16 protein-coding genes are annotated in these 19152 nt (G+C 73.6%); 8 read left to right on the forward strand and 8 right to left on the reverse strand.

Translation table 11 applies throughout. The features are described from left to right. Positions 1–119: 119 nt before the first annotated feature. Together ESG85_RS20840 and ESG85_RS20845 are read right to left on the reverse strand one after the other, a co-directional pair. A complete protein-coding gene (locus ESG85_RS20840; protein WP_128981459.1) occupies positions 120–1727 on the reverse strand; it encodes an alpha/beta hydrolase in 1608 nt (535 codons plus the stop codon). A gap of 94 nt (positions 1728–1821) precedes the next feature. Further along, entirely contained in the window at positions 1822–2904 is a 1083-nt protein-coding gene (locus ESG85_RS20845) for an Rv2578c family radical SAM protein (RefSeq protein WP_128981461.1), read from the reverse strand. Positions 2905–3043: 139 nt separating this feature from the next. On the opposite strand from ESG85_RS20845, the gene ESG85_RS20850 reads away from it, so the two are divergent. Then, on the forward strand, positions 3044–3490 hold the full coding sequence (locus ESG85_RS20850; protein WP_128981463.1) for an SRPBCC family protein: 447 nt from the start codon (positions 3044–3046) through the stop codon (positions 3488–3490). A gap of 187 nt (positions 3491–3677) precedes the next feature. Here ESG85_RS20850 and ESG85_RS20855 read toward each other — a convergent pair whose 3' ends face one another. Beyond that, the gene (locus tag ESG85_RS20855; protein ID WP_246095197.1) at positions 3678–4844 is read right to left on the reverse strand and encodes a hypothetical protein; all 1167 of its coding nucleotides are present in this window, start codon (positions 4842–4844) and stop codon (positions 3678–3680) included. Positions 4845–5017: 173 nt separating this feature from the next. Between ESG85_RS20855 and ESG85_RS20860 the strand changes: the two genes are divergently transcribed. The 4 genes from ESG85_RS20860 to ESG85_RS20875 all read left to right on the forward strand — a co-directional run bounded on the left by ESG85_RS20860 (position 5018) and on the right by ESG85_RS20875 (position 10229). Beyond that, on the forward strand, positions 5018–5851 hold the full coding sequence (locus tag ESG85_RS20860) for a M55 family metallopeptidase (protein WP_128981465.1): 834 nt from the start codon (positions 5018–5020) through the stop codon (positions 5849–5851). Further along, positions 5844–7178 carry a M20/M25/M40 family metallo-hydrolase gene (locus tag ESG85_RS20865; protein WP_128981467.1) on the forward strand — a complete coding sequence of 445 codons (1335 nt, stop codon included), beginning with the start codon at positions 5844–5846 and terminating at the stop codon, positions 7176–7178. Before ESG85_RS20860 ends, ESG85_RS20865 begins: the two co-directional genes overlap by 8 nt. A gap of 109 nt (positions 7179–7287) precedes the next feature. Then, positions 7288–9288, forward strand: coding sequence for a S9 family peptidase (locus ESG85_RS20870; protein ID WP_128981469.1), 2001 nt, complete (start codon positions 7288–7290; stop codon positions 9286–9288). Next, positions 9285–10229, forward strand: a complete 945-nt coding sequence (locus ESG85_RS20875; protein ID WP_128981471.1) for a S66 peptidase family protein — start codon at positions 9285–9287, stop codon at positions 10227–10229. Before ESG85_RS20870 ends, ESG85_RS20875 begins: the two co-directional genes overlap by 4 nt. Before the next feature lie 65 nt (positions 10230–10294). Here ESG85_RS20875 and ESG85_RS20880 read toward each other — a convergent pair whose 3' ends face one another. The 3 genes from ESG85_RS20880 to ESG85_RS20890 all read right to left on the reverse strand — a co-directional run bounded on the left by ESG85_RS20880 (position 10295) and on the right by ESG85_RS20890 (position 12378). Beyond that, the gene (locus ESG85_RS20880) at positions 10295–11374 is read right to left on the reverse strand and encodes an adenosine deaminase (protein ID WP_128981473.1); all 1080 of its coding nucleotides are present in this window, start codon (positions 11372–11374) and stop codon (positions 10295–10297) included. 357 nt (positions 11375–11731) lie between these two features. Next, positions 11732–12139, reverse strand: a complete 408-nt coding sequence (locus ESG85_RS20885) for a hypothetical protein (RefSeq protein ID WP_128981475.1) — start codon at positions 12137–12139, stop codon at positions 11732–11734. Then, a complete protein-coding gene (locus tag ESG85_RS20890; protein WP_128981477.1) occupies positions 12136–12378 on the reverse strand; it encodes a LapA family protein in 243 nt (80 codons plus the stop codon). Before ESG85_RS20890 ends, ESG85_RS20885 begins: the two co-directional genes overlap by 4 nt. A gap of 179 nt (positions 12379–12557) precedes the next feature. Here ESG85_RS20890 and ESG85_RS20895 point away from each other — a divergent pair, with 179 nt between their 5' ends. Beyond that, positions 12558–13319, forward strand: a complete 762-nt coding sequence (locus ESG85_RS20895) for a GntR family transcriptional regulator (RefSeq protein ID WP_128981479.1) — start codon at positions 12558–12560, stop codon at positions 13317–13319. A gap of 1050 nt (positions 13320–14369) precedes the next feature. Here ESG85_RS20895 and ESG85_RS20900 read toward each other — a convergent pair. Further along, a complete protein-coding gene (locus tag ESG85_RS20900; RefSeq protein WP_128981480.1) occupies positions 14370–14702 on the reverse strand; it encodes a DUF6204 family protein in 333 nt (110 codons plus the stop codon). Positions 14703–14839: 137 nt separating this feature from the next. Here ESG85_RS20900 and ESG85_RS20905 point away from each other — a divergent pair, with 137 nt between their 5' ends. Beyond that, positions 14840–16780, forward strand: a complete 1941-nt coding sequence (locus tag ESG85_RS20905) for a DUF5107 domain-containing protein (RefSeq protein WP_425471259.1) — start codon at positions 14840–14842, stop codon at positions 16778–16780. 79 nt (positions 16781–16859) lie between these two features. Here the strand turns inward: ESG85_RS20905 and ESG85_RS20910 are convergent, their stop codons facing one another. Next, a complete protein-coding gene (locus tag ESG85_RS20910) occupies positions 16860–17684 on the reverse strand; it encodes a methyltransferase domain-containing protein (protein ID WP_128981484.1) in 825 nt (274 codons plus the stop codon). A 240-nt stretch (positions 17685–17924) separates the two neighbouring features. Here ESG85_RS20910 and ESG85_RS20915 point away from each other — a divergent pair, with 240 nt between their 5' ends. Then, positions 17925–19133, forward strand: a complete 1209-nt coding sequence (locus ESG85_RS20915) for a sulfite oxidase (RefSeq protein ID WP_128981486.1) — start codon at positions 17925–17927, stop codon at positions 19131–19133. Positions 19134–19152 lie beyond the last annotated feature (19 nt).

Consider the following 19152-nt stretch of genomic DNA (forward strand, 5'->3'; position numbering starts at 1 on the left):
GGCCGGACGGTCACTCCTCCTGGGGCGCGGGGGCCGGAGGGTCGCTCTTCCTGGGGCGCGGGGGGCCGGACGGGCGTCGGCGCACGGGCCCGGGAGTGGGCCGGGCGGTTGCAGCGGCGTCAGCGCACGTGGCCCAGCATCCCGTGGAGGGTGGCTCCGGCGTCCGGGGCGGTGCCGCGGGTCGCCGTGGTCTTGGCCTTGGCGGGCCCCGGTTCCGGCTCCGGCAGGGAATCGCAGACCGCGTCGGCCTCCGAGCCGTCCGCGCCGCGCGGCACCTTTCCGGTGGAGAGGTACGTGGCGAGGTGCTCGTCCATGCAGGGGTTCCCGGCGAGCGTCACACCGTGGTTGCCGCCGCCCTCCTCGACGACCAGGCTGGAGCCGCGGAGCATCCGGTGCAGGGCGACGCCGCCCTCGTACGGCGTGGCCGCGTCGTCGGTGGCCTGGAGCACGAGCACCGGGGGCAGCCGGTCGTTGGTGACGTCCGGCGGCGTCAGCGAGTCCACCGGCCAGAACGCGCACGGCGCGTTGTACCAGGCGTTGTTCCAGGTGGAGAACGGCGCCTTGGCGTGGGCGTCCCAGTTGTCCTTGCGCCAGACGTTCCAGTCCCGCGGCCAGGCCGCGTCCCGGCACTGGACGCTCGCGTAGACCGAGTAGCCGTTCTCGGCGGCGGTGTCCGCGGCGGCGAAGTCCTCGTAGGCCTTCACCAGCGGAGCGCCGTCCCGCTCGTTGACGTACGTCGAGAACGCGGCGGCGAGCTCCGGCCAGTAGCCGTTGTAGTAGCCGCCCGGCAGGAAGGTGTCCTCCAGTTCGCCGGGGCCGACCTTGCCGCTCGCGGGCTTCGCGCGCAGCTCCTCCCGCATCGCGTACCAGGCGGCCTCGACGGCCGCCGGGTCGGTGCCGAGCCGGTAGGCGTCGTCGTTGCGGGCCACCCAGGCGGCGAAGTCCTTGTGCCGCGTGTCGAACGCGTAGTCCTGGGCGAGGTTGTCCTCGTACCAGACGCCGTGCGGGTTGACGACGGAGTCCAGCGCCATGCGCCGCACCCGCTCCGGGAAGAGCCGTGCGTACACGGAGCCGAGGTAGGTGCCGTAGGAGTAGCCGAGGTAGCTGATCCGCGGTGCTCCGAGCGCCGCGCGGATCGCGTCCATGTCGCGGGCGGTCGAGACGGTGTCGATGTACGGCAGCACGTCGGCGTACTTGTCGCCGCAGGCCTTCGCGAAGGCCCGGGCACGCTCGACGCCGGTCCGCTCGTTGTCGGAACCGCGGGGCACGGAGTCGGGCCGTACGGGGTCGAAGTGGCCGGGGAGGCAGTTCAGGGCGGGTTCGCTCCTGCCGACGCCGCGCGGGTCGAAGCCGATGACGTCGTACTGCGCGGCCACCTTCCGGGGCAGCGCGGCGGCCACGTACCCGGCCATGCCGCGCCCGCTGCCGCCGGGGCCGCCCGGGTTGACCAGGAGCGGGCCCTGGGAGGTCTCGGCGGTGTGCGCGACACGGGTCAGCGCGAGCGTGATGCTCCGCCCGGCCGGGCGGGCATGGTCGAGCGGCACCTTCAGGGTGGCGCACTGGAGCTTCGGATACGCCTTGGTCGGACAGTCCTTCCAGGCGAGCGGGGCGGCGGGGCGGGCGGCCGGTTCGGTCGCGGCGGTGGCCGTGGCGGTGGCGGGCAGGACGGTGACCGTCCCGGCGACCAGCGCTCCAGCGGCGATCAGTACTCCTGCGCGGGGTCTCATACGGCGTCCGTGCCCCGTACGCGGCGCACCAGGACCGGTTTCGCCGAGAGTTGACCCGTTCGGAGGACGTGACGCACCGTCAAGGTAGTGGCGTTCAGAGGAGGGTGAGCTGCACGGGGCCGGGGTCGGGGCCGGGCGCCTGCGCGTGGTGGTCGGGCAGGGGTGTCCCGCGATGCGACCGCGGCTGGGACCGCGACGCCTCCCGGCGGCCGGGTCCTATGCCGAACTCGTCCGCGAACTCGTGCACCTGACGGGTGATCCGGCGCTGGTACCAGGTCGGCGCGTAGGCCCCGGCCGCGTACATCCGCTCGTAACGGCCGACGAGGCCGGGATGGTGGCGGCCCAGCCAGGACATGAACCATTCGCGGGCACCGGGCCGCAGGTGGAGCACGAGCGGGGTGACGGAGGTGGCGCCGGCCTCGGCGATGGCGCGCACCGTGGCGCGCAGCTGCTCGGGCCGGTCGCCGAGGAAGGGGATCACCGGGGCCATCAGCACCCCGCAGCCGATGCCGTGCCCGGCGAGCGTGCGCACGACGTCCAGGCGGCGCTCGGGCGCCGGGGTGCCGGGTTCCACGGTGCGCCACAGCTCGTGGTCGGTGAAGCCGACGGAGACGGAGACGCCGACCTCGGTGACGTCGGCGGCCTGCCGGATCAGGTCCAGGTCGCGCAGGATCAGCGTCCCCTTGGTGAGGATCGAGAACGGGTTGGCGTGGTCCCGCAGCGCCTCCAGGATCCCCGGCATGAGCCGGTAGCGGCCCTCCGCCCGCTGGTAGCAGTCGACGTTGGTGCCCATCGCGATGTGCGCGCCCTGCCAGCGAAGGGAGGCGAGCTGTGCGCGCAGCAGCTCCGGCGCGTTCACCTTGACCACGATCTGCGAGTCGAAGCCGATCCCGGTGTCGAGGTCCAGATAGCTGTGCGTCCTGCGGGCGAAGCAGTACACGCACGCGTGCGTGCAGCCGCGGTACGGGTTGACCGTCCACTCGAACGGCATGCGGGAGGCGCCCGGCACCCGGTTGACGATGGACCGGGCCCGTACCTCGTGGAACGTGACGCCGCGGAACTCCGGGGTGTCGAACGTACGGGTGGTGACCGCGTCCGTACCGAACAGCGCGATGTCGGCGGGAGCGGCGGAAGCGGGGGAGGCCGCGGGAGTGCCGGCCAGATGGTCCCAGCGCATGGACGCCTCCTCGGTGACGGGTGGAGGTCCAGATTAGAACACATGTTCCCTTGATCGCCGCAACCCGGATTTCCTCGCCCCGGCCCCCAGGTGATTGGCTGGGGTCACATCCCCGAGAGATCAAGCTGGAGGAAGTGCCATGGCGCAGGTCGAGGCCACGACGGAGCGGATCATCGCCGCCGACGCGGAGACGGTGTTCGACACCCTCGCCGACTACTCCGGGGCGCGCGCGAAGCTGCTCCCCGAGCACTTCAGCGAGTACGAGGTGCGCGAGGGCGGCGACGGCGAGGGCACCCTGGTCCACTGGAAGCTCCAGGCCACCAGCAAGCGCGTCCGCGACTGCCTCCTGGAGGTCACCGAGCCCACCGACGGGCAGCTGGTCGAGAAGGACCGCAACTCCTCCATGGTCACCACCTGGACCGTCACGCCGGCCGGCGAGGGCCGCTCCAAGGCCGTCGTCACCACCGTCTGGAACGGCGCCGGCGGCATCGGCGGCTTCTTCGAGCGGACCTTCGCGCCCAAGGGCCTCGCCCGCATCTACGACGCGGTGCTGGACAGGCTCGCCGCCGAGGTCGAGAAGAAGTAAGGCCCCGGAAAGCGGGGCCGGGAGGGCGCGCGGGGGTCCTCGACGAATCGGCGGATCCCTCACCGGTTCGGGTGGATTCCGCGCGGCCGGAAGCGGCCCGGAAAGGGCCCGGAAAGGGCCCGGAGAAGGCCCGGAAAGGGCCCGGAAGAAGGTGCCGGGGCGCCGGCGAGGCGCCCCGCACCGTGACTCAGGACGAGGCGGCGCCGCCGACGGGCGCGGCGGAGACGTCGTCGATCGCCGCGGAGTCGCCGATGGCCGCCGCATCGGCGCCGGTGGTCGCCGCGGAATCGCCGGTCGTCGTGGTCGCCTTGCGCAGGGCGCTGATGCAGGCGCCGATCGCCTCCTGCAGCGCTTCGAGGCGCTGCAGCATGTCCTCCTCGACGACGTCCTCTTCCAGGACCTCGTCGAGGGTCAGCTCCTCGAAGACCTTCGTCGCCTTCTGCAGGCTGTTGTAGAACTTCGTCCGGCGCTCCTGGACCCGCAGCCGCGGGTCCGCCTCGACGGCCCGGGCGACCATCGACCGCACGGTGTCGTAGGCCTCGCCGGCCCACTCGCCGGCCTCCTCCGAGTCGTCCAGCTCGTCGATCAGCGACAGGTGCCGCTCGGCCTCGGCGCGCAGCTCCGCCGGCGCCGCCACGGTCTGGCCCGCGGGCGTCCTGATCTGCCCGCCTTCGGCGATCTGCCGCACGTACTCGATCCGGTCCGCCGCCTTCGCCTCCTGCGCCACGGCCTTCTTCAGGTCGCCGGTGCGGGCGATGGCCCGGGCCATCTCGGTCTGCAGCGCCGGGTCCTCCTTCATGCGGTCGAGCAGCGCGCCCCGCGCCGCCTCCGCGGTGCCCGGGTCGGCGAGGATCGCGGCGCGCAGCGCGGTCGGGTTCTCCGCCACCTCCAGCGCCTTGGTCGCCTTGATGCCCTCGGCCTCGGCAGCCGCCGTGATCGCGTGGCCGCGCACGGAGGTCGCGCTGTTGCGGGAGGAGTAGTACGACAGCCAGACGTCGGCCTCCGGGAGCTCGATGTCCTCGCCCGGCCGCAGGGCCTCGAACTGCGGCACCAGACCGTCGTCGGCGGCCGCGTCCCAGGCCTTGTAGTAGCGCATGACCCGGTCGGGGGAGCAGCCGGCGAGCTCGGCGAAGGCCTTCGCCGAGATCTTCTCGGAGCCCTCGGCCTGCTGCCCGCCGGGACGCACGCTGCGGGCCACCTTCAGCGCGAAGGCCCAGCCGCCGGTCCGCGCGTACACCCCGAAGTCACGGGCGTCGCGCACCACGGCCTCGGCGACGGACTGCGCGGCGGGTTCGACCCACTCGCCGGTGTCGACGGGAGCGGGGATGCCGGACGGGGCGAACGAGGTGGTCACCGAGGGGTCTCCTGGGGTACGCGGGACGACGAAAACTGCGCCCGTCAGCCTATACGTACGTGATGAAAGGATTCGCCCGAATCACCGGTGTCCGGCGGCACCACCGGTCCACGCCTCCGACAGTTATCCACAGGGGTGGTGGGGGTCACGGGGCGGCGCGTACGGTGCCAGACATGAAGATCCTCATCAGCGCCGACATGGAAGGGGCCACGGGCGTGACCTGGCCCGCCGACGTGCTGCCCGGCACCCCGCAGTGGGAGCGGTGCCGCTCGATGTTCACCTCGGACGTGAACGCGGCGGTGCAGGGCTTCTTCGACGGCGGTGCCGACGAGGTGCTGATCAACGAGGCGCACTGGTCCATGCGCAATCTGCTCCTGGAGCGGCTCGACGAGCGGGCCGAGATGCTCACCGGCCGCCACAAGTCGCTCTCCATGGTCGAGGGCGTGCAGCACGGGGACGTCGACGGCATCGCCTTCGTCGGCTACCACACCGGCGCCGGCGCCGAGGGCGTCCTCGCCCACACCTACCTCGCCAACTCCATCACCGGCGTCTGGCTGAACGGCGAGCGCGCGAGCGAGGGACTGCTCAACGCGCACGTCGTGGCCGAGTTCGGCGTCCCCGTCATCCTCGTCACCGGCGACGACCTGACCTGCGAGGACGCGATCCAGTACGCGCCGGAGGCCCACAAGGTCGCCGTCAAGGACCACGTGTCGCGGTACGCGGCGGTGTGCCGCACGCCCGCCAGGACCGCCGCCGCCATCCGCGCCGCCGCCAAGGAGGCCACCGCGCTGGCCGTGCGTCACGATCCGGTGCGCGGCGGGCCGTTCACGGTGGAGCTGGAGTTCGACGCCGAACACCTCGCCGCCGCCGCGACGGTGGTCCCCGGCGCCGAGCGGAGTGGCGAACGGCGCGCCGCCTACACCAGCGCGACGATGTACGAGGCAATTCGCACGTTCAAGGCGGTGACCACGATCGTGTCCGCCGCCGTGGAGGAACAGTATGGCTGAGCAGCACCACGGCCCGGACACGACGGCCCTCGACGAGGTCGTCACCTTCACCTCCGAGCTGATCCGCATCGACACCACCAACCGGGGCGGCGGCGACTGCCGCGAGCGGCCCGCCGCCGAGTACGTCGCCGAACGGCTCGCCGACACGGGCATCGAGCCCACCCTCCTGGAGCGCGCACCGGGCCGCACCAACGTCGTCGCCCGGATCCCCGGCACCGACCCGACCGCCGACGCCCTCCTCGTCCACGGACACCTCGACGTCGTGCCCGCCGAGGCCGCCGACTGGACCGTGCACCCGTTCTCCGGCGAGGTCCGCGACGGGATCGTCTGGGGCCGGGGCGCCGTCGACATGAAGAACATGGACGCGATGGTGCTCGCCGTCGTCCGCTCCTGGGCCCGGCAGGGCATCCGGCCGCGCCGCGACATCGTCGTCGCCTACACCGCCGACGAGGAGGCCAGCGCCGAGGACGGCTCCGGCTTCCTCGCCGACCGTCACGCCGTCCTCTTCGAGGGATGCACCGAGGGCATCAGCGAATCCGGCGCCTTCAGCTTCCACCCCGACCCCGCCACCAGGATCTACCCGATCGCCGCAGGCGAGCGCGGCACCGCCTGGGTCAAGCTCACCGCCCGCGGCCGGGCAGGCCACGGCTCCAAGGTCAACACGGCCAACGCGGTGACCCGCCTCGCCGCGGCCGTCGCCCGCATCGGCGAGCACGAATGGCCCGTCCGGATCACCCCGACCGTGCGGGCCGCGCTCACCGCGCTCGCCGCCCTCTACGGCATCGACACCGACCCCGGCGCCCGCGACTTCGACGCCGACCGCCTCCTGGAGAAGCTCGGACCGGCCGCCGCCCTCGTCGCACCCACCCTGCGCAACAGCACCAACCCGACGATGCTGGACGCCGGTTACAAGGTCAACGTCATCCCCGGCCAGGCCGTCGCCTACATCGACGGACGCATGGTGCCCGGCGGCGAGGAGGAATTCGCCGCGACCATGGACCTGCTCACCGGGACCGACGTGGACTGGGAGTTCCACCACCGCGAAGTGCCGCTGGAGGCACCGGTCGACTCGCCGACCTTCGCCCGGCTGCGCGCCGCCGTCGAGCGCTTCGACCCGGACGGCCACGTCATCCCGTTCTCCATGTCCGGCGGCACCGACGCCAAGCAGTTCTCCCGCCTCGGCATCACCGGCTACGGCTTCTCACCCCTGAAGCTGCCGCCGGACCTCGACTACGGAGCGCTGTTCCACGGCGTCGACGAACGCGTCCCCGTCGACGCCCTGCACTTCGGCGTCCGCGTCCTCGACCACTACCTGCGCGACGCCTGACCACACCGCTCCAAAGCACGACCGTCACACCCGCACGACCGTCACACCCGCACGACCGTCACACCCGCACGACCGTCACACCCGCACGACCCGTACAGGGGGGATCCCGATGGCACCCACGGCCACCTACGGCAGCTGGCCGTCACCCATCGACGCCGCGCTCGCCGCCGCACACGACGGACGGCCCGAGTACGTCGGCTTCGTCGGCGACGAGGTGTGGTGGACCGCCCCACGACCCGCCGAGGGCGGACGGCGCGCCCTGGTGCGCCGCCGCTCCGACGGCACCGAGGAGTCGGTGCTGCCGGCCCCGTGGAACGTCCGCAGCCGGGTCATCGAGTACGGCGGACAGCCCTGGGCCGGCACGGTGCGGGCCGACGGCACCCCGCTCGTCGTCTTCAGCCACCACCCCGACCAGCGGCTCTACGCCTGCGAGTTCGGCGCCCCCGGCGGCCCGGAACCCCGCCCGCTCACCCCCCTCTGCGGCGCCGGCGACGGACTGCGCTGGGCCGACCCGGTGCTGCTGCCCGAGCGCGGCGAGGTCTGGTGCGTCCTGGAGGAGTTCACCGGACCCGCGCCCACCGACGTGCGCCGCGTCATCGCCGCCGTGCCCCTGGACGGATCCGCCGCCGCCGACCGCTCCCGGATCCGCGAACTCACCGACGACACCCACCGCTTCGTCACCGCGCCCCGCCTGTCGCCGGACGGCGGGCGCGCCGCCTGGATCGCCTGGGACCACCCGCGCATGCCCTGGGACGGCACCGAGGTCCTGCTCGCCGAGATCACCCCCGAAGGCACCCTCGGTGCCCCGCGCGTCGTCGCCGGCGGCACCGACGAGTCCGTCCCCCAGATCGCCTGGACCGCCGACGGACAGCTGCTCCACCTCGGCGACCGCACCGGCTGGTGGAACCTCTACCGCGCCACCGGCGAGGACGGCGAACCCGCCGCCGCACCCGTCCCGCTCTGTCCCCGGCCCGAGGAGTTCGGCGGACCGCTGTGGAAGATCGGCCTCAGCTGGTTCCAGCCGCTGGAGAACGGGCTGATCGCCGTCATCCACGGCAAGGGCACCACCGCCCTCGGCATACTCGACCCCGACAGCGGCGAACTCGTCGACGCCGCCGGACCCTGGACGGAATGGGCCGCCACCCTCGCCGTCCACGGCACCCGCGTCGTCGGCGTCGCCGCCAGCCCGCGCAGCGCCTACGAGGTCGTCGAACTCGACACCCGCACCGGCCGCGCCCGCGTCATCGGCTCCCCGCACCACGACCCGGTCGACCCCGCCTACTACCCCGAACCCCAGATCCGCACCTTCACCGGCCCCGACGACCGCGAGATCCACGCCCACGTCTACCCGCCCCACAACCCCGACCGCACCCCGCCCGGCGACGAACTCCCGCCCTACGTCGTCTGGGCCCACGGCGGCCCCACCGGCCACGCCCCGCTCGTCCTCGACCTGGAGATCGCCTACTTCACGTCCCGGGGCATCGGCGTCGCCGAGGTCAACTACGGCGGCTCCACCGGCTACGGCCGGGAGTACCGCGAACGGCTCCGCGAACAGTGGGGCGTCGTCGACGTCGAGGACTGCGCCGCCGTGGCCCGCGCCCTCGCCGACGAAGGCACCGCCGACCCCGCACGGCTCGCCGTCCGCGGCGGCAGCGCCGGCGGCTGGACCGCCGCCGCCTCCCTCACCCGCAGCGACGTCTACGCCTGCGGCACCGTCATCTACCCCATCCTCGACCCCACCGCCTGGGCCACCGGCGAGACCCACGACTTCGAATCGCAGTACACGCGTTCCCTGATCGGCCCGCTCGACGAGGTACCCGCCCGCTACCGCGACCGCTCCCCACTGGAGAACGCCGAGAAGATCACCGCGCCCTTCCTCCTGCTCCAGGGACTCGACGACGTGATCTGCCCGCCCGCCCAGGCCGAACGGTTCCTCGCCCGCATGGCCGGCCGCGGCGTTCCGCACGGCTACCTCGCCTTCGCCGGCGAAGGCCACGGCTTCCGCCGCGCCGACACCATGACCCGCGCCCTCGAAGCCGAACTCGCCCTGTACGTCCACACCTTCGGCCTCGACCGGTCCGACGTCACCGCACCGGAGCTCAGGTCATGACCCACGGACTCCCGCCCCACGGACTCGTCCGCCCGCCCCGGCTGCGCCCCGGCGCCCGCGTCGCCGTCGTCGCGCCCAGCGGGCCCGTACCGGAGGACCGCCTCCAGGCCGGGCTCGACCTCCTGCGCGGCTGGGACCTCGACCCGGTCGTGGCACCCCACGTCCTCGACACCCACCCGGCCCTCACCCATCTGGCCGGCACCGACGCCGACCGGGCCCGCGACCTCACCGAGGCCTGGTGCGACCCGGACGTCTCCGCCGTACTGTGCGCCCGCGGCGGCTACGGGGCCCAGCGCATGGTCGACCTGCTCGACTGGACCGCGATACGGGCCGCGGGCCCCAAGGTGCTCGTCGGCTACAGCGACGTCACCGCCCTCCACGAGGCCTTCGCCGTCCGCCTCGGGCTCGCCACCCTGCACGGCCCGATGGTCGCGGCGGCCGCCTTCCTCAAGGACGCCCGCACCCAGGAGTCCCTCCGGGCCACCCTCTTCGAGCCCGAGTCGGTCCGCACCATCGGCCTGGACACCGCCACCGCCCTGGTACCGGGCCGCGCCCACGGCGTCACCCTCGGCGGCTGCCTCGCCCTGCTCGCCGCGGACCTCGGCACCCCGCACGCCCGGCCCTCCGCCCGGGGCGGGCTGCTGCTCCTGGAGGACGTGGGCGAGGAGCCGTACCGCCTGGACCGGATGCTCACCCAGCTGCTCCGCTCCGGCCGACTGGACGGCGTCGCCGCGATCGGCCTCGGCTCCTGGGAGGAGTGCGGCCCGTACGACGAGGTCCGCGCGGTGCTCGCCGACCGCCTCGGCGGCCTCGGCGTCCCGGTCCTGGAGCACATGGGCTTCGGCCACCACGAAAGCGCACCGACCGTGCCCCTCGGCATCCCGGGCGTCCTGGACACCGAGACGGGCACGCTCACCCTGGACGTACCGGCACTGCGCTGAGACCGACGGCCGGCCCGACGCCCCCGACGGCACGGGGACGCCGTCCCGGCCCGCCCTGCCCGACGTCAGAGCGCCGCGTATCCCGGGCGGACCACGGCGTCGATCAGCCGCCGCCGCTCCGGCAGCGGCAGGAAGGCGGCCTCCAGAGCGGCGACCGTGAACTCCTCGAAGACCTCCGGGCCGTACCCGAAGGCGTCCGCCATGTGCTGGAACTCCTCGCTCATGGTGGTGCCGGACACCAGCCGGTTGTCCGTGTTGAGCGTGATCCGGAAGCCGAGCCGGCGCAGCTCGTCGATCGGGTGCGAGGCGTAGTCCTTGGCCGCGCCCGTCTGGAGGTTGGAGGTCGGGCAGACCTCCAGGGCGATGCGGTTGTCCCGCACGTACGAGGCCAGGCGGCCCAGCGTGCCGTCCTCGGCGATGTCGTCCGTGATCCGCACACCGTGCCCGATCCGCTCGGTGCCGCACACCTGCACGGCCTCGTGGATCGACTCCGCGCCGACGGCCTCGCCCGCGTGGATGGTGAAGTGGCAGTTCTCCCGCTTCAGGTGCTGGAAGGCGGGCAGGTGACGGGCCGGCGGGTTGCCGATCTCGCCGCCGGCGATGTCGAAGCCGGCCACACCGCTGTCGCGGTGGGCGACGGTCAGCTGCGCGATCTCCAGCGAACGGTCCGTGTGCCGCATGCCGGTGAGCAGCGCGCGGACGGTGATCCGGCCACCCGTACGGCGCTCGCCCTCGCGGAAGCCGGCGTTCACGGCCTCGACGACCTCGTCGAGCGTGAGGCCGCCCTCGAGGTGCTGCTCGGGCGCGTACCGCACCTCGGCGTAGACGACCCCGTCGGCGGCCAGGTCCTCGGCGCACTCCGCCGCGATCCGCTCCAGCGCCTCGCGGGTCTGCATCACCGCGCAGGTGTGGGCGAAGGTCTCCAGGTACCGCTCCAGCGACCCGGAGTCGGCGGCGTCCCGGAACCAGACCGCCAGCTCGGCCGGATCCTCGGTGGGCAGCCCGGTGTAGCCGCACTCGCGCGCCAGCTCGACGATCGTGGCCGGACGCAGCCCGCCGTCGAGGTGGTCGTGCAGGACGGCCTTGGGAGCCTTGCGGATCCAGTCGGCGACGGCAGGGGAGGCGGAGTTGTCAGACAAGTGCATGGCGGGGAAGTGTACGCCACCACGGACACCCGCCGGTGTGACACCGGCGACAGCGCCCGCCGACGACGGGCGAAGCCCGGAATCCTTCCCGGACCCGCGAGAGCGGAGGGCGGCGGGCAGGGTCGGGAAACCGAAGCGGACCCGCAGCCGACGACGGCGTGGGAGGGGGCGAGGCCGGGGCCGGGGCCCCTGCTCGGCGACCACCGGGTCGCGGTCTCCGCACGTGGCGGCCTCCTCCATGAGCGAAGCGCACTGGAGGCGGCGGCCCGGACGCCCCACCCGCGGGCGAGCGCGGCGCGGATCCGGCCGGGCGAGAAGCCCCGGCGCCGTCCAGGGGTTCTCCCGTCCGGGCAGACCTCAGCGGCGAGCCGCCGACACCCGCTCCGGGCACGTCTCGCCCTTCTTCACCACGCCCACCACCACCCGCCCGCGCGCCCGGCGCTGCACCCCCGGTGCCGGGTACTGCGTACAGACCCACCAGTTCGGCGGCCACAGCACCCGCCTGTCCCGTCCGCCCACGTCGTGGACGTCCAGCCGGGTCCGCGGCGCCAGCACGGTGAAGACCCGCCACAGCCCGCGTCCCAGCAGGTCGGGCATGGGCTGGCGCCCACCGGTGCGCTCCGTGCCCGCCGCGTGCCCCGCACCCTCGACGCCCTTCGTCCGCTCCGCGGCCTCCTCGTCGCTGACCGCCGGCTCCGCCGAGCTCACGGCCACCGCGGCGAGCGCGAGCACGGCACCGGCGCCGAGCAGCGCCGCCCGCCTCACTTGCGCCTCCGGGCCGCCGCGAAGTAGCCGCAGACGGCGCTGAGCAGGGCGGTCACGAGGAGCGCGAGGTAGAGCGGCATCGTGACCTCGGGGATGAGCAGTCTGATCCGCACCTTGCTCGTGTTCTCGAAGATGAACACGAGCAGGAGGATCACGAGGATCCCGATCGCGATCCGGCCGGGAGTGAGGACGCGGCCCGCCCGGCTCCCCTCCGTGCTCGATGTCTCCCTGCGACTCATGGGCCGGACCTCTCCTCCGTCGTGCGTTCCCCCAGGATGGGCCGATTCCGCGGATTCGGCGGCGGCGAAGGCGGCCGTACGGGTGACTTGTCAGACAACGGCGGGCGGCTACGGTAGACACGGCGGACGTGGCCGCGCACCTCGTCGGGTGCGGGTACCAGCACGAGGAGGACCGATCCGTGGCAGCCGGAGGACCGCGACGACGCCCCGTCGTCGCACTCTACGAACGGATCGCGGACGCCATCCACGACGGCACCTACCCCCCGGGCTCCACCCTCCCGTCCGAGCCGAAGCTCGCGGGCGAACTCGGCGTCAGCCGACCGGCCCTGCGCGAGGCGCTGCTGCTGCTCCAGGAGGACGGGCTGCTCACGGTTCGGCGCGGGGTGGGCCGCACGGTCAACGCCCATCCGCCGCGGCGCGGCTTCGAGCAGATCCAGGCGCTGGAGGAGCTGCTCGGCACCGGCACCGGCGCCGGCGGTCCGCTGCGGGTACGGGGGCTGCTGCGCAGCGTCGAGGAGCCCACCGACTTCACGACGCAGCATCTGCTCGCCCCGGCCGGCGCGGAGCTCCGCTTCTGGGAGTCCGTCCTGGTGGGAGAGGCGGGGCCGGCGGTCCTGAGTCACGAGTGGGCGGCGCCCGTCGAAGTCCTGGAGCGGGCGCATCCGGCCTTCGCCGAGGCCCTGCGCGCGGCGGCCGCGCCCGAGCGGACGTCGATGCTGGGCATCCTGGCGGGGGCCTCCCGGGGTGTTCCGCTGGCGGGGCACAGCGCGGTGACGGCGACGCTGCTCGGTCGGCGGAGGGGTGAGCAACTGGGGCGGGCGGCGGACACGCCGGCGGTGCTGGTGACGCAGGTGGTGCGGGTGGAGGAGACGCCGGTCCTGGCGGCGAAGCACATGCTGCCGACGGGGGCGCCGGGGCTGGCGGTCCTGCAGTCGAACTGAGTCCGGGGGCCGCCCCGGGCCAATGCAGTGGCCTTTGCGCTGCGGGGATCGCTGCCCCGAGCATGACGGGGTGGGGCGCGGGCCAACGGGTGCGGATCGGGATCCTGACGAAGGTGTTCACCGCTTCGGATTCCCCCAGGTCAGGGCGGTGGTCCTCGCCGAGATCGGAACGCACGGAGTCCTCGATGCCCGCCTCGGCGGCTACCACGATGGAGAACGCAGCCTCGCCTACCCGCCGGCCGGCTCCACCGGCCGCAGCATCCCGTCCCGACGTGGATCGACCGCCACCAAGCTCACCCGCTCCTTCACCGAAGCCGGGCGGGAGGCACGTGCACGCCTCCTGCCGCCCCGGCGCGGCCGGGACTGCCCACGCGCGATCAAGAAACCGAACCGGTGGCCTGTGCTGAGGACCCGAGCCAGACGCGGCACGGTCCAGCCCGGTCGCTGGGCGCACGACCAGACTTCGAAACCGAAGAGCAAATGCCGGGCCGGGAGGCCGGTGCTCAAGGGAACGCACGCCCGGACCTCGCCCTAGATGTCAGCGTCTGTCATACGCCCATCAGTCACTGCGGCGGCAGTCAGTGCCACAAGGTTGTCGGTCCAGCAATCGGACTCTTTCGTCGCTACCTCAACGCCGCATCCGCCGCAGACGAGATGGGGCCCGTCCTGGCCCGCGAGCCCGCAGCAACCACTGACACGCTGCGGGTCGGGGTGGAGCACCGTCCCGGGAACGTCGTCCGGGTGGAAGATCAGAAGGCTGCCGTCGAAGTTGGTCGTGAAGGTCCCCAGAGCCATCCGCGGCGGAGCGACCTCGTGGCCCGGCGGCCGCTCGGGACCCCTCGTTGGTTCCCCCGACACCACTTCACGGGTCACGGGCTGCTGACAGTGGCACAGCGGAAAATGGTCATGCCGTCATTCTCTCGGGCTGCACGCGGCGCCTGAGGCCGGGACGTTATGGCAACTGCATGGGCCGCCCCAGGCCCCTGAACCCGGGTGGGTGGTGCGGGGGCCGGTGCCTGGGGCCCCGGTGGGGGCCGCCGGGCGGGAGGTTCAGTGCTTGTAGTTGATCTTCATGGTGTCCATGTCGGTGACCGAGGAGCGCAGCGTGCCGAAGCCGTGTCCCTGTTCCTTCAGGGCCCGTTCCACCCGGTCCTCCGCGATCGCGCCGGCCATCTCCTCGCCGTCCTCCGCGTCCGACACGACGATCACGCGGAACGAGAAGTGCTTGAGCGTCCGGTCGTAGGCGAGCGAGCCCTCCTCGGTGAACCGCATCGCCGACATGCCGTGCTCGTCCGCCTCGGCGAGCAGCCGGCTCCGGCTCTCCTCCGACAGTCCGTCGAACGTGCCCCGTACGATCACCCGGTACGTGTGCTGCGTGCCCATTTCCTGGCGCCCTTCGTCCGTAAAGGGTTCAGCCTAGGGCGGTCGGTGCACGGCGCAACGGAATTTCCCGGTCAAGGCTTCGGAGGCTGTTGTCCACCCTCTGGCCAGGGATGGTTCCGGCGTGTTCCATGGTCGGCATGACGACCGTACGACGTGCCGTACTCACCCTGCCCGCGGCGCAGTTGGGCCCGGACAACCCCCTGCCCGCCCTCCGTCGCATCGGTGGAATCCCCACGGTCGACGAGCGGGACCGGGCCGAGCTGCCCCGTGACATGGCCCGCCGACTGGGGCACGCCCCGCTGCGCACCACGCTGCCCACCCGGATGCGCGACGGGTACGGACGCGAGCGTGTGCCCACCGTCCTCGAGACGATCGAGATCGAGAACGACCGGCTGCGCGTGACCGTGCTCCCCGGACTCGGCGGGCGCGTCCACTCGATGGTCCACAAGCCGACCGGGCGTGAACTGCTGTATCGCAATCCGGTGTTGCAGCCTGCGGCCTTCGCCCTCAACGGTGCCTGGTTCTCCGGCGGCATCGAGTGGAACATCGGGGCCCGCGGCCACGGCACCCTGTCCTGCGCGCCGCTGCACGCGGCGGTCGTCCCCGCACCCGACGGCGGCGAGATGCTGCGGCTGTGGGAGTGGGAGCGGCTGCGCGACCTGCCCTTCCAGGTCGACCTGTGGCTGCCCGACGACGCCGAGCACCTGCGCGTCGGGATCAGGATCCGCAACCCGCACGAGCGTGCCGTGCCGTTCTCCTGGTGGTCCAACACGGCCGTACCCGAGGACCGCAGGGTCCTCGCGCCCGCCGACACCGCCTGGCACTTCGGCTACACCCAGGCCCTGCGCCGGGTCCCGGTGCCGCGCACCGAGGACGGCACCGACCGCACGTACCCGCTGGAGAGCGTCCACGCCGGCGACTACTTCTACGCGCTGCCGGACGGGCAGCGACGCTGGATCGCCGCATTCGACCGCGACGGTGCCGGTCTCGTGCAGACCTCCACCGACGGGATGGTCGGCCGCAAGCTCTTCGTGTGGGGCACCGGGCCCGGCGGGCGCCGCTGGCAGGAGTGGCTGACGGAGCCCGGCACGCCCGGATACGCCGAGATCCAGGCGGGCCTCGCCCGCACCCAGCTGGAGCACCCGACGCTGGAAGCCGGGGAGGAGGTGTCCTGGCTGGAGTCGTACGGGCCGCTGGACGCCGATCCGGCCGTGGTCCACGGCGAGGACTGGGCGGCGGCCCGCGAGGGCGTCGAGCGGGCGCTCGCCGCGGCCGTGCCGCGCGCCGAGGTCGATGCGGCGTACGAGCGGTGGCGGGCCGCCGCCGACGCCGAGCCGGGGCGGCGGCTGGGGATCGGCTCGGGCTGGGGTGCGCTCGAAGTGCTGCGCGGACACTACGAGTTGCCCGGCACGCCGTTCGAATTCTCGCTGCTCGGAGCCGAGCAGCGGCCGTGGCTCGAGCTGCTCCGTACGGGCGCCCTGCCCGCCGCGGAACCGGGCGCCGCGCCCGGCCCCACGCTGGTCTCCGACGCGTGGCGCGACATGCTGGAGACCGCGTCCGCCGACCCGGTGACCGAGTACCACCTGGGCGTCGCCCAGTGGGCGGCGGGCGACCTGGCCCAGGCCGTGCGGAGCTGGGAGCGCGGACTGAAGAACGCCGCCGAGCGCTGGCCGCTGCTCTACTGCCTGGCCGTGGCCGACCGGGAGGACGGGCACCTGGAGCGGGCCGCCGAGCGCTGCGCCGAGGCGTTCGACGACCAGTACGGCGGCGACCCGCTGGTGACCGCCGCTCTCGGGCGCGAGACGGTCACGGTCCTGCTCGCCGCCGCCCGGCCCGCCGAGGCGCGCGCCGTGCTGTCCCGGCTGCCGGAGGAGGTCCGGGCCCGCGGCGCCTTCCGCCACCTGGAGGCGCGGCTGCTGCTGGCGGAGGGCCGCACCGCCGAGGCCCGCGCCGTCTTCGACGAGGGCTTCGAGGTGGCCGACCTCAAGGAAGGCGCCGAGGAACTGGGCGAACTGTGGTCCCGTCTCACCGACGAACCCCTGCCGCACGCCTACGAGTTCCGCATGCGCCCGCACTGAGCCGGGCGCGCCGGGGGCGGGCGGCCGCGCACCGTCCGCTCCCCGGCCTCCTCCGGAGCGCCCCTGGCGGACCGTCACCTCACGCGCGGCACAGGATCTCGCCGTGCGGCACCATGAACCAGGCGTCCTCGTCGCTGCCCCAGGAGCGCCACGCCCGGGCGATCTCCGTCAGCTCCTCGCGGCTCGCGTGACCGCCGTCGACCGCCAGCTCGGCGTAGACGGACTCGGTCGTGCGGTCCGCCCACAGGCCGCTCCACCAGGTCCGTTCGTCCGGGCTCGCGAAGCACCACGCGCCGGCGGAGGCGGTGACGTCGGTGAACCCGGCCCGGCGGGCCCAGGACAGCAGCCGGCGGCCCGCGTCGGGCTCGCCGCCGTTGGCACGGGCCACCCGCCGGTACAGGTCCTGCCAGCGGTCCAGGACCGGCGACGCCGGGAACCAGGTGAAGGCGCCGTAGTCGCTGTCCCGCACCGCCACCACCCCGCCCGGCCGGCACACCCGCCGCATCTCGCTCAGCGCCCGCACCGGGTCCCCGACGTGCTGCAGCACCTGATGGGCGTGGACGACGTCGAAGGAGTCGTCGGGGAAGTCCAGCGCGTGGACGTCGGCCACCGCGAACTCGACGTTGTCCACGCCCTGTTCGGCCGCCGCCGCACGCGCCTGCGCCAGTACGCCCTCGGCCGCGTCCACCGCCGTCACCCGGCCGGGCGCCACCCGCCCGGCCAGGTCGGCGGAGATCGTGCCCGGCCCGCAGCCGACGTCCAGGACGGCCAGGCCGGACCGGAGTTCGGGGATCAGATACGCGGCGGAGTTCTCGACGGTGCGCCAACTGTGCGACCGCAGAACGGACTCGTGGTGTCCGTGGGTGTACGTGGCGGTCTCGCGGGCGGGTGTGGACGACGGCATGACCGGGCTCCTTCGCGTGGAGAGGGTGGGGCGTTCGCGTGCGCACCACCGTACGCCGATCATTCATATCCTGAGATTCGATTCTCAAAGTGTGGACACACTGAAGGACCGGTCTGGTGGCCCGGTGGCCGACCGACCTGACGAACGCACAGATGACGGCCGCGTGAACGGGCGGTCACCACCCGCCCTCCGCCCCTAGGGTGTGGCCGACCCGCCCACCGACGTGCCGAGGAGACCTCCGTGTCCGACCGCCGCACCCTGCTGAAGGCGCTCGCCGCCACCTCCGTGCTGTCCGCCGCGGGGACACCGGCCGCAGCGGCCGCCGTTCCCGCCCGCTCCGGATCCGGCCCCGCGGCCGCCGCCGGCGTGCCCGGCATCGTCAAGCCGCTCCCGCCCGAGCACTTCGTCCTCCGCGGCACCAACGCCGAGGCGCGCTACGAGACGTTCCGCGACACCGGTCTCCTCACCCCCGCCGACCGCTTCTTCGTCCGCAACCACACCTCCACGCCCGTCCTCGACGCCCGCGACTGGCGGCTCACCGTCTGGGGCGACGGCCTCCACGGCCGCAAGCCCGTCCACTTCACCTACGGGCAGCTGCGCGACCTGTTCCCCGTCACCCGGACGGCGCTCATCGAGTGCGCCGGGAACGGCCGCAGCCTCTACACCACCCAGCAGGGCGAGCCGGTCAGCGGCACCTCCTGGACCCTCGGCGCCGTCGGGGCCGCCCGCTGGCGCGGCGCGCGCCTCTCCGACCTGCTGCGCGCGGCCGGCCTCGCCCCCGACGCCGTCGACGTCATGCCGCGCGGCCTCGACGACCCGTACGTCACCGAAGGCGTCGACCTCGGCCGGGTCCGCCGCCCGCTGCCGGTCGCCAAGGCCCTGGACGACGTGATCCTCGCGTACGAGATGAACGGCGAGCCCCTGCCGTACGACCACGGCTTCCCCGTGCGGCTCGTCGTGCCCGCCTGGGTCGGCATCGCCTCGATCAAGTGGCTCGGCGACATCCAGGTCTCCCGCACCCCGCTGTCCTCGCCCTGGTCCACCGACTACTACCGGCTCTTCGGCGCCGCCCACCCGCCCGGCGGCAGCGCCCCGATCACCCGCCAGACCCTCAAGAGCGCCTACGAGCTGCCCTTCGGCGCCACCTTGGAGGCGGACAGGACGCACCGGCTCGAGGGCCGGGCCTGGTCAGCGCACGCGTCCGTGCGCAAGGTCGAGGTCTCCACCGACGGCGGCGCCCACTGGCGGCCCGCCCGGATCGTGGACCGCCCCGCCCCCGACCGCTGGGTGCGCTGGACGACCCAGTGGCGGCCGCGCGGCACCGGGCCCGCCACCCTGCTCTCCCGGGTCACCGACGCGGCCGGGAACGTCCAGCCCGAGCGGGCCGTGCACAACACCCAGGGATACCTCTTCGGCGCCGTCGTCCGGCACCCCGTCAGCGTCGTCTGAGCGGCGGAAACCAGCAAAC

It is taken from the genome of Streptomyces roseicoloratus, assembly GCF_004117935.1.
Taxonomy (GTDB): Bacteria; Actinomycetota; Actinomycetes; order Streptomycetales; family Streptomycetaceae; genus Streptomyces; species Streptomyces roseicoloratus.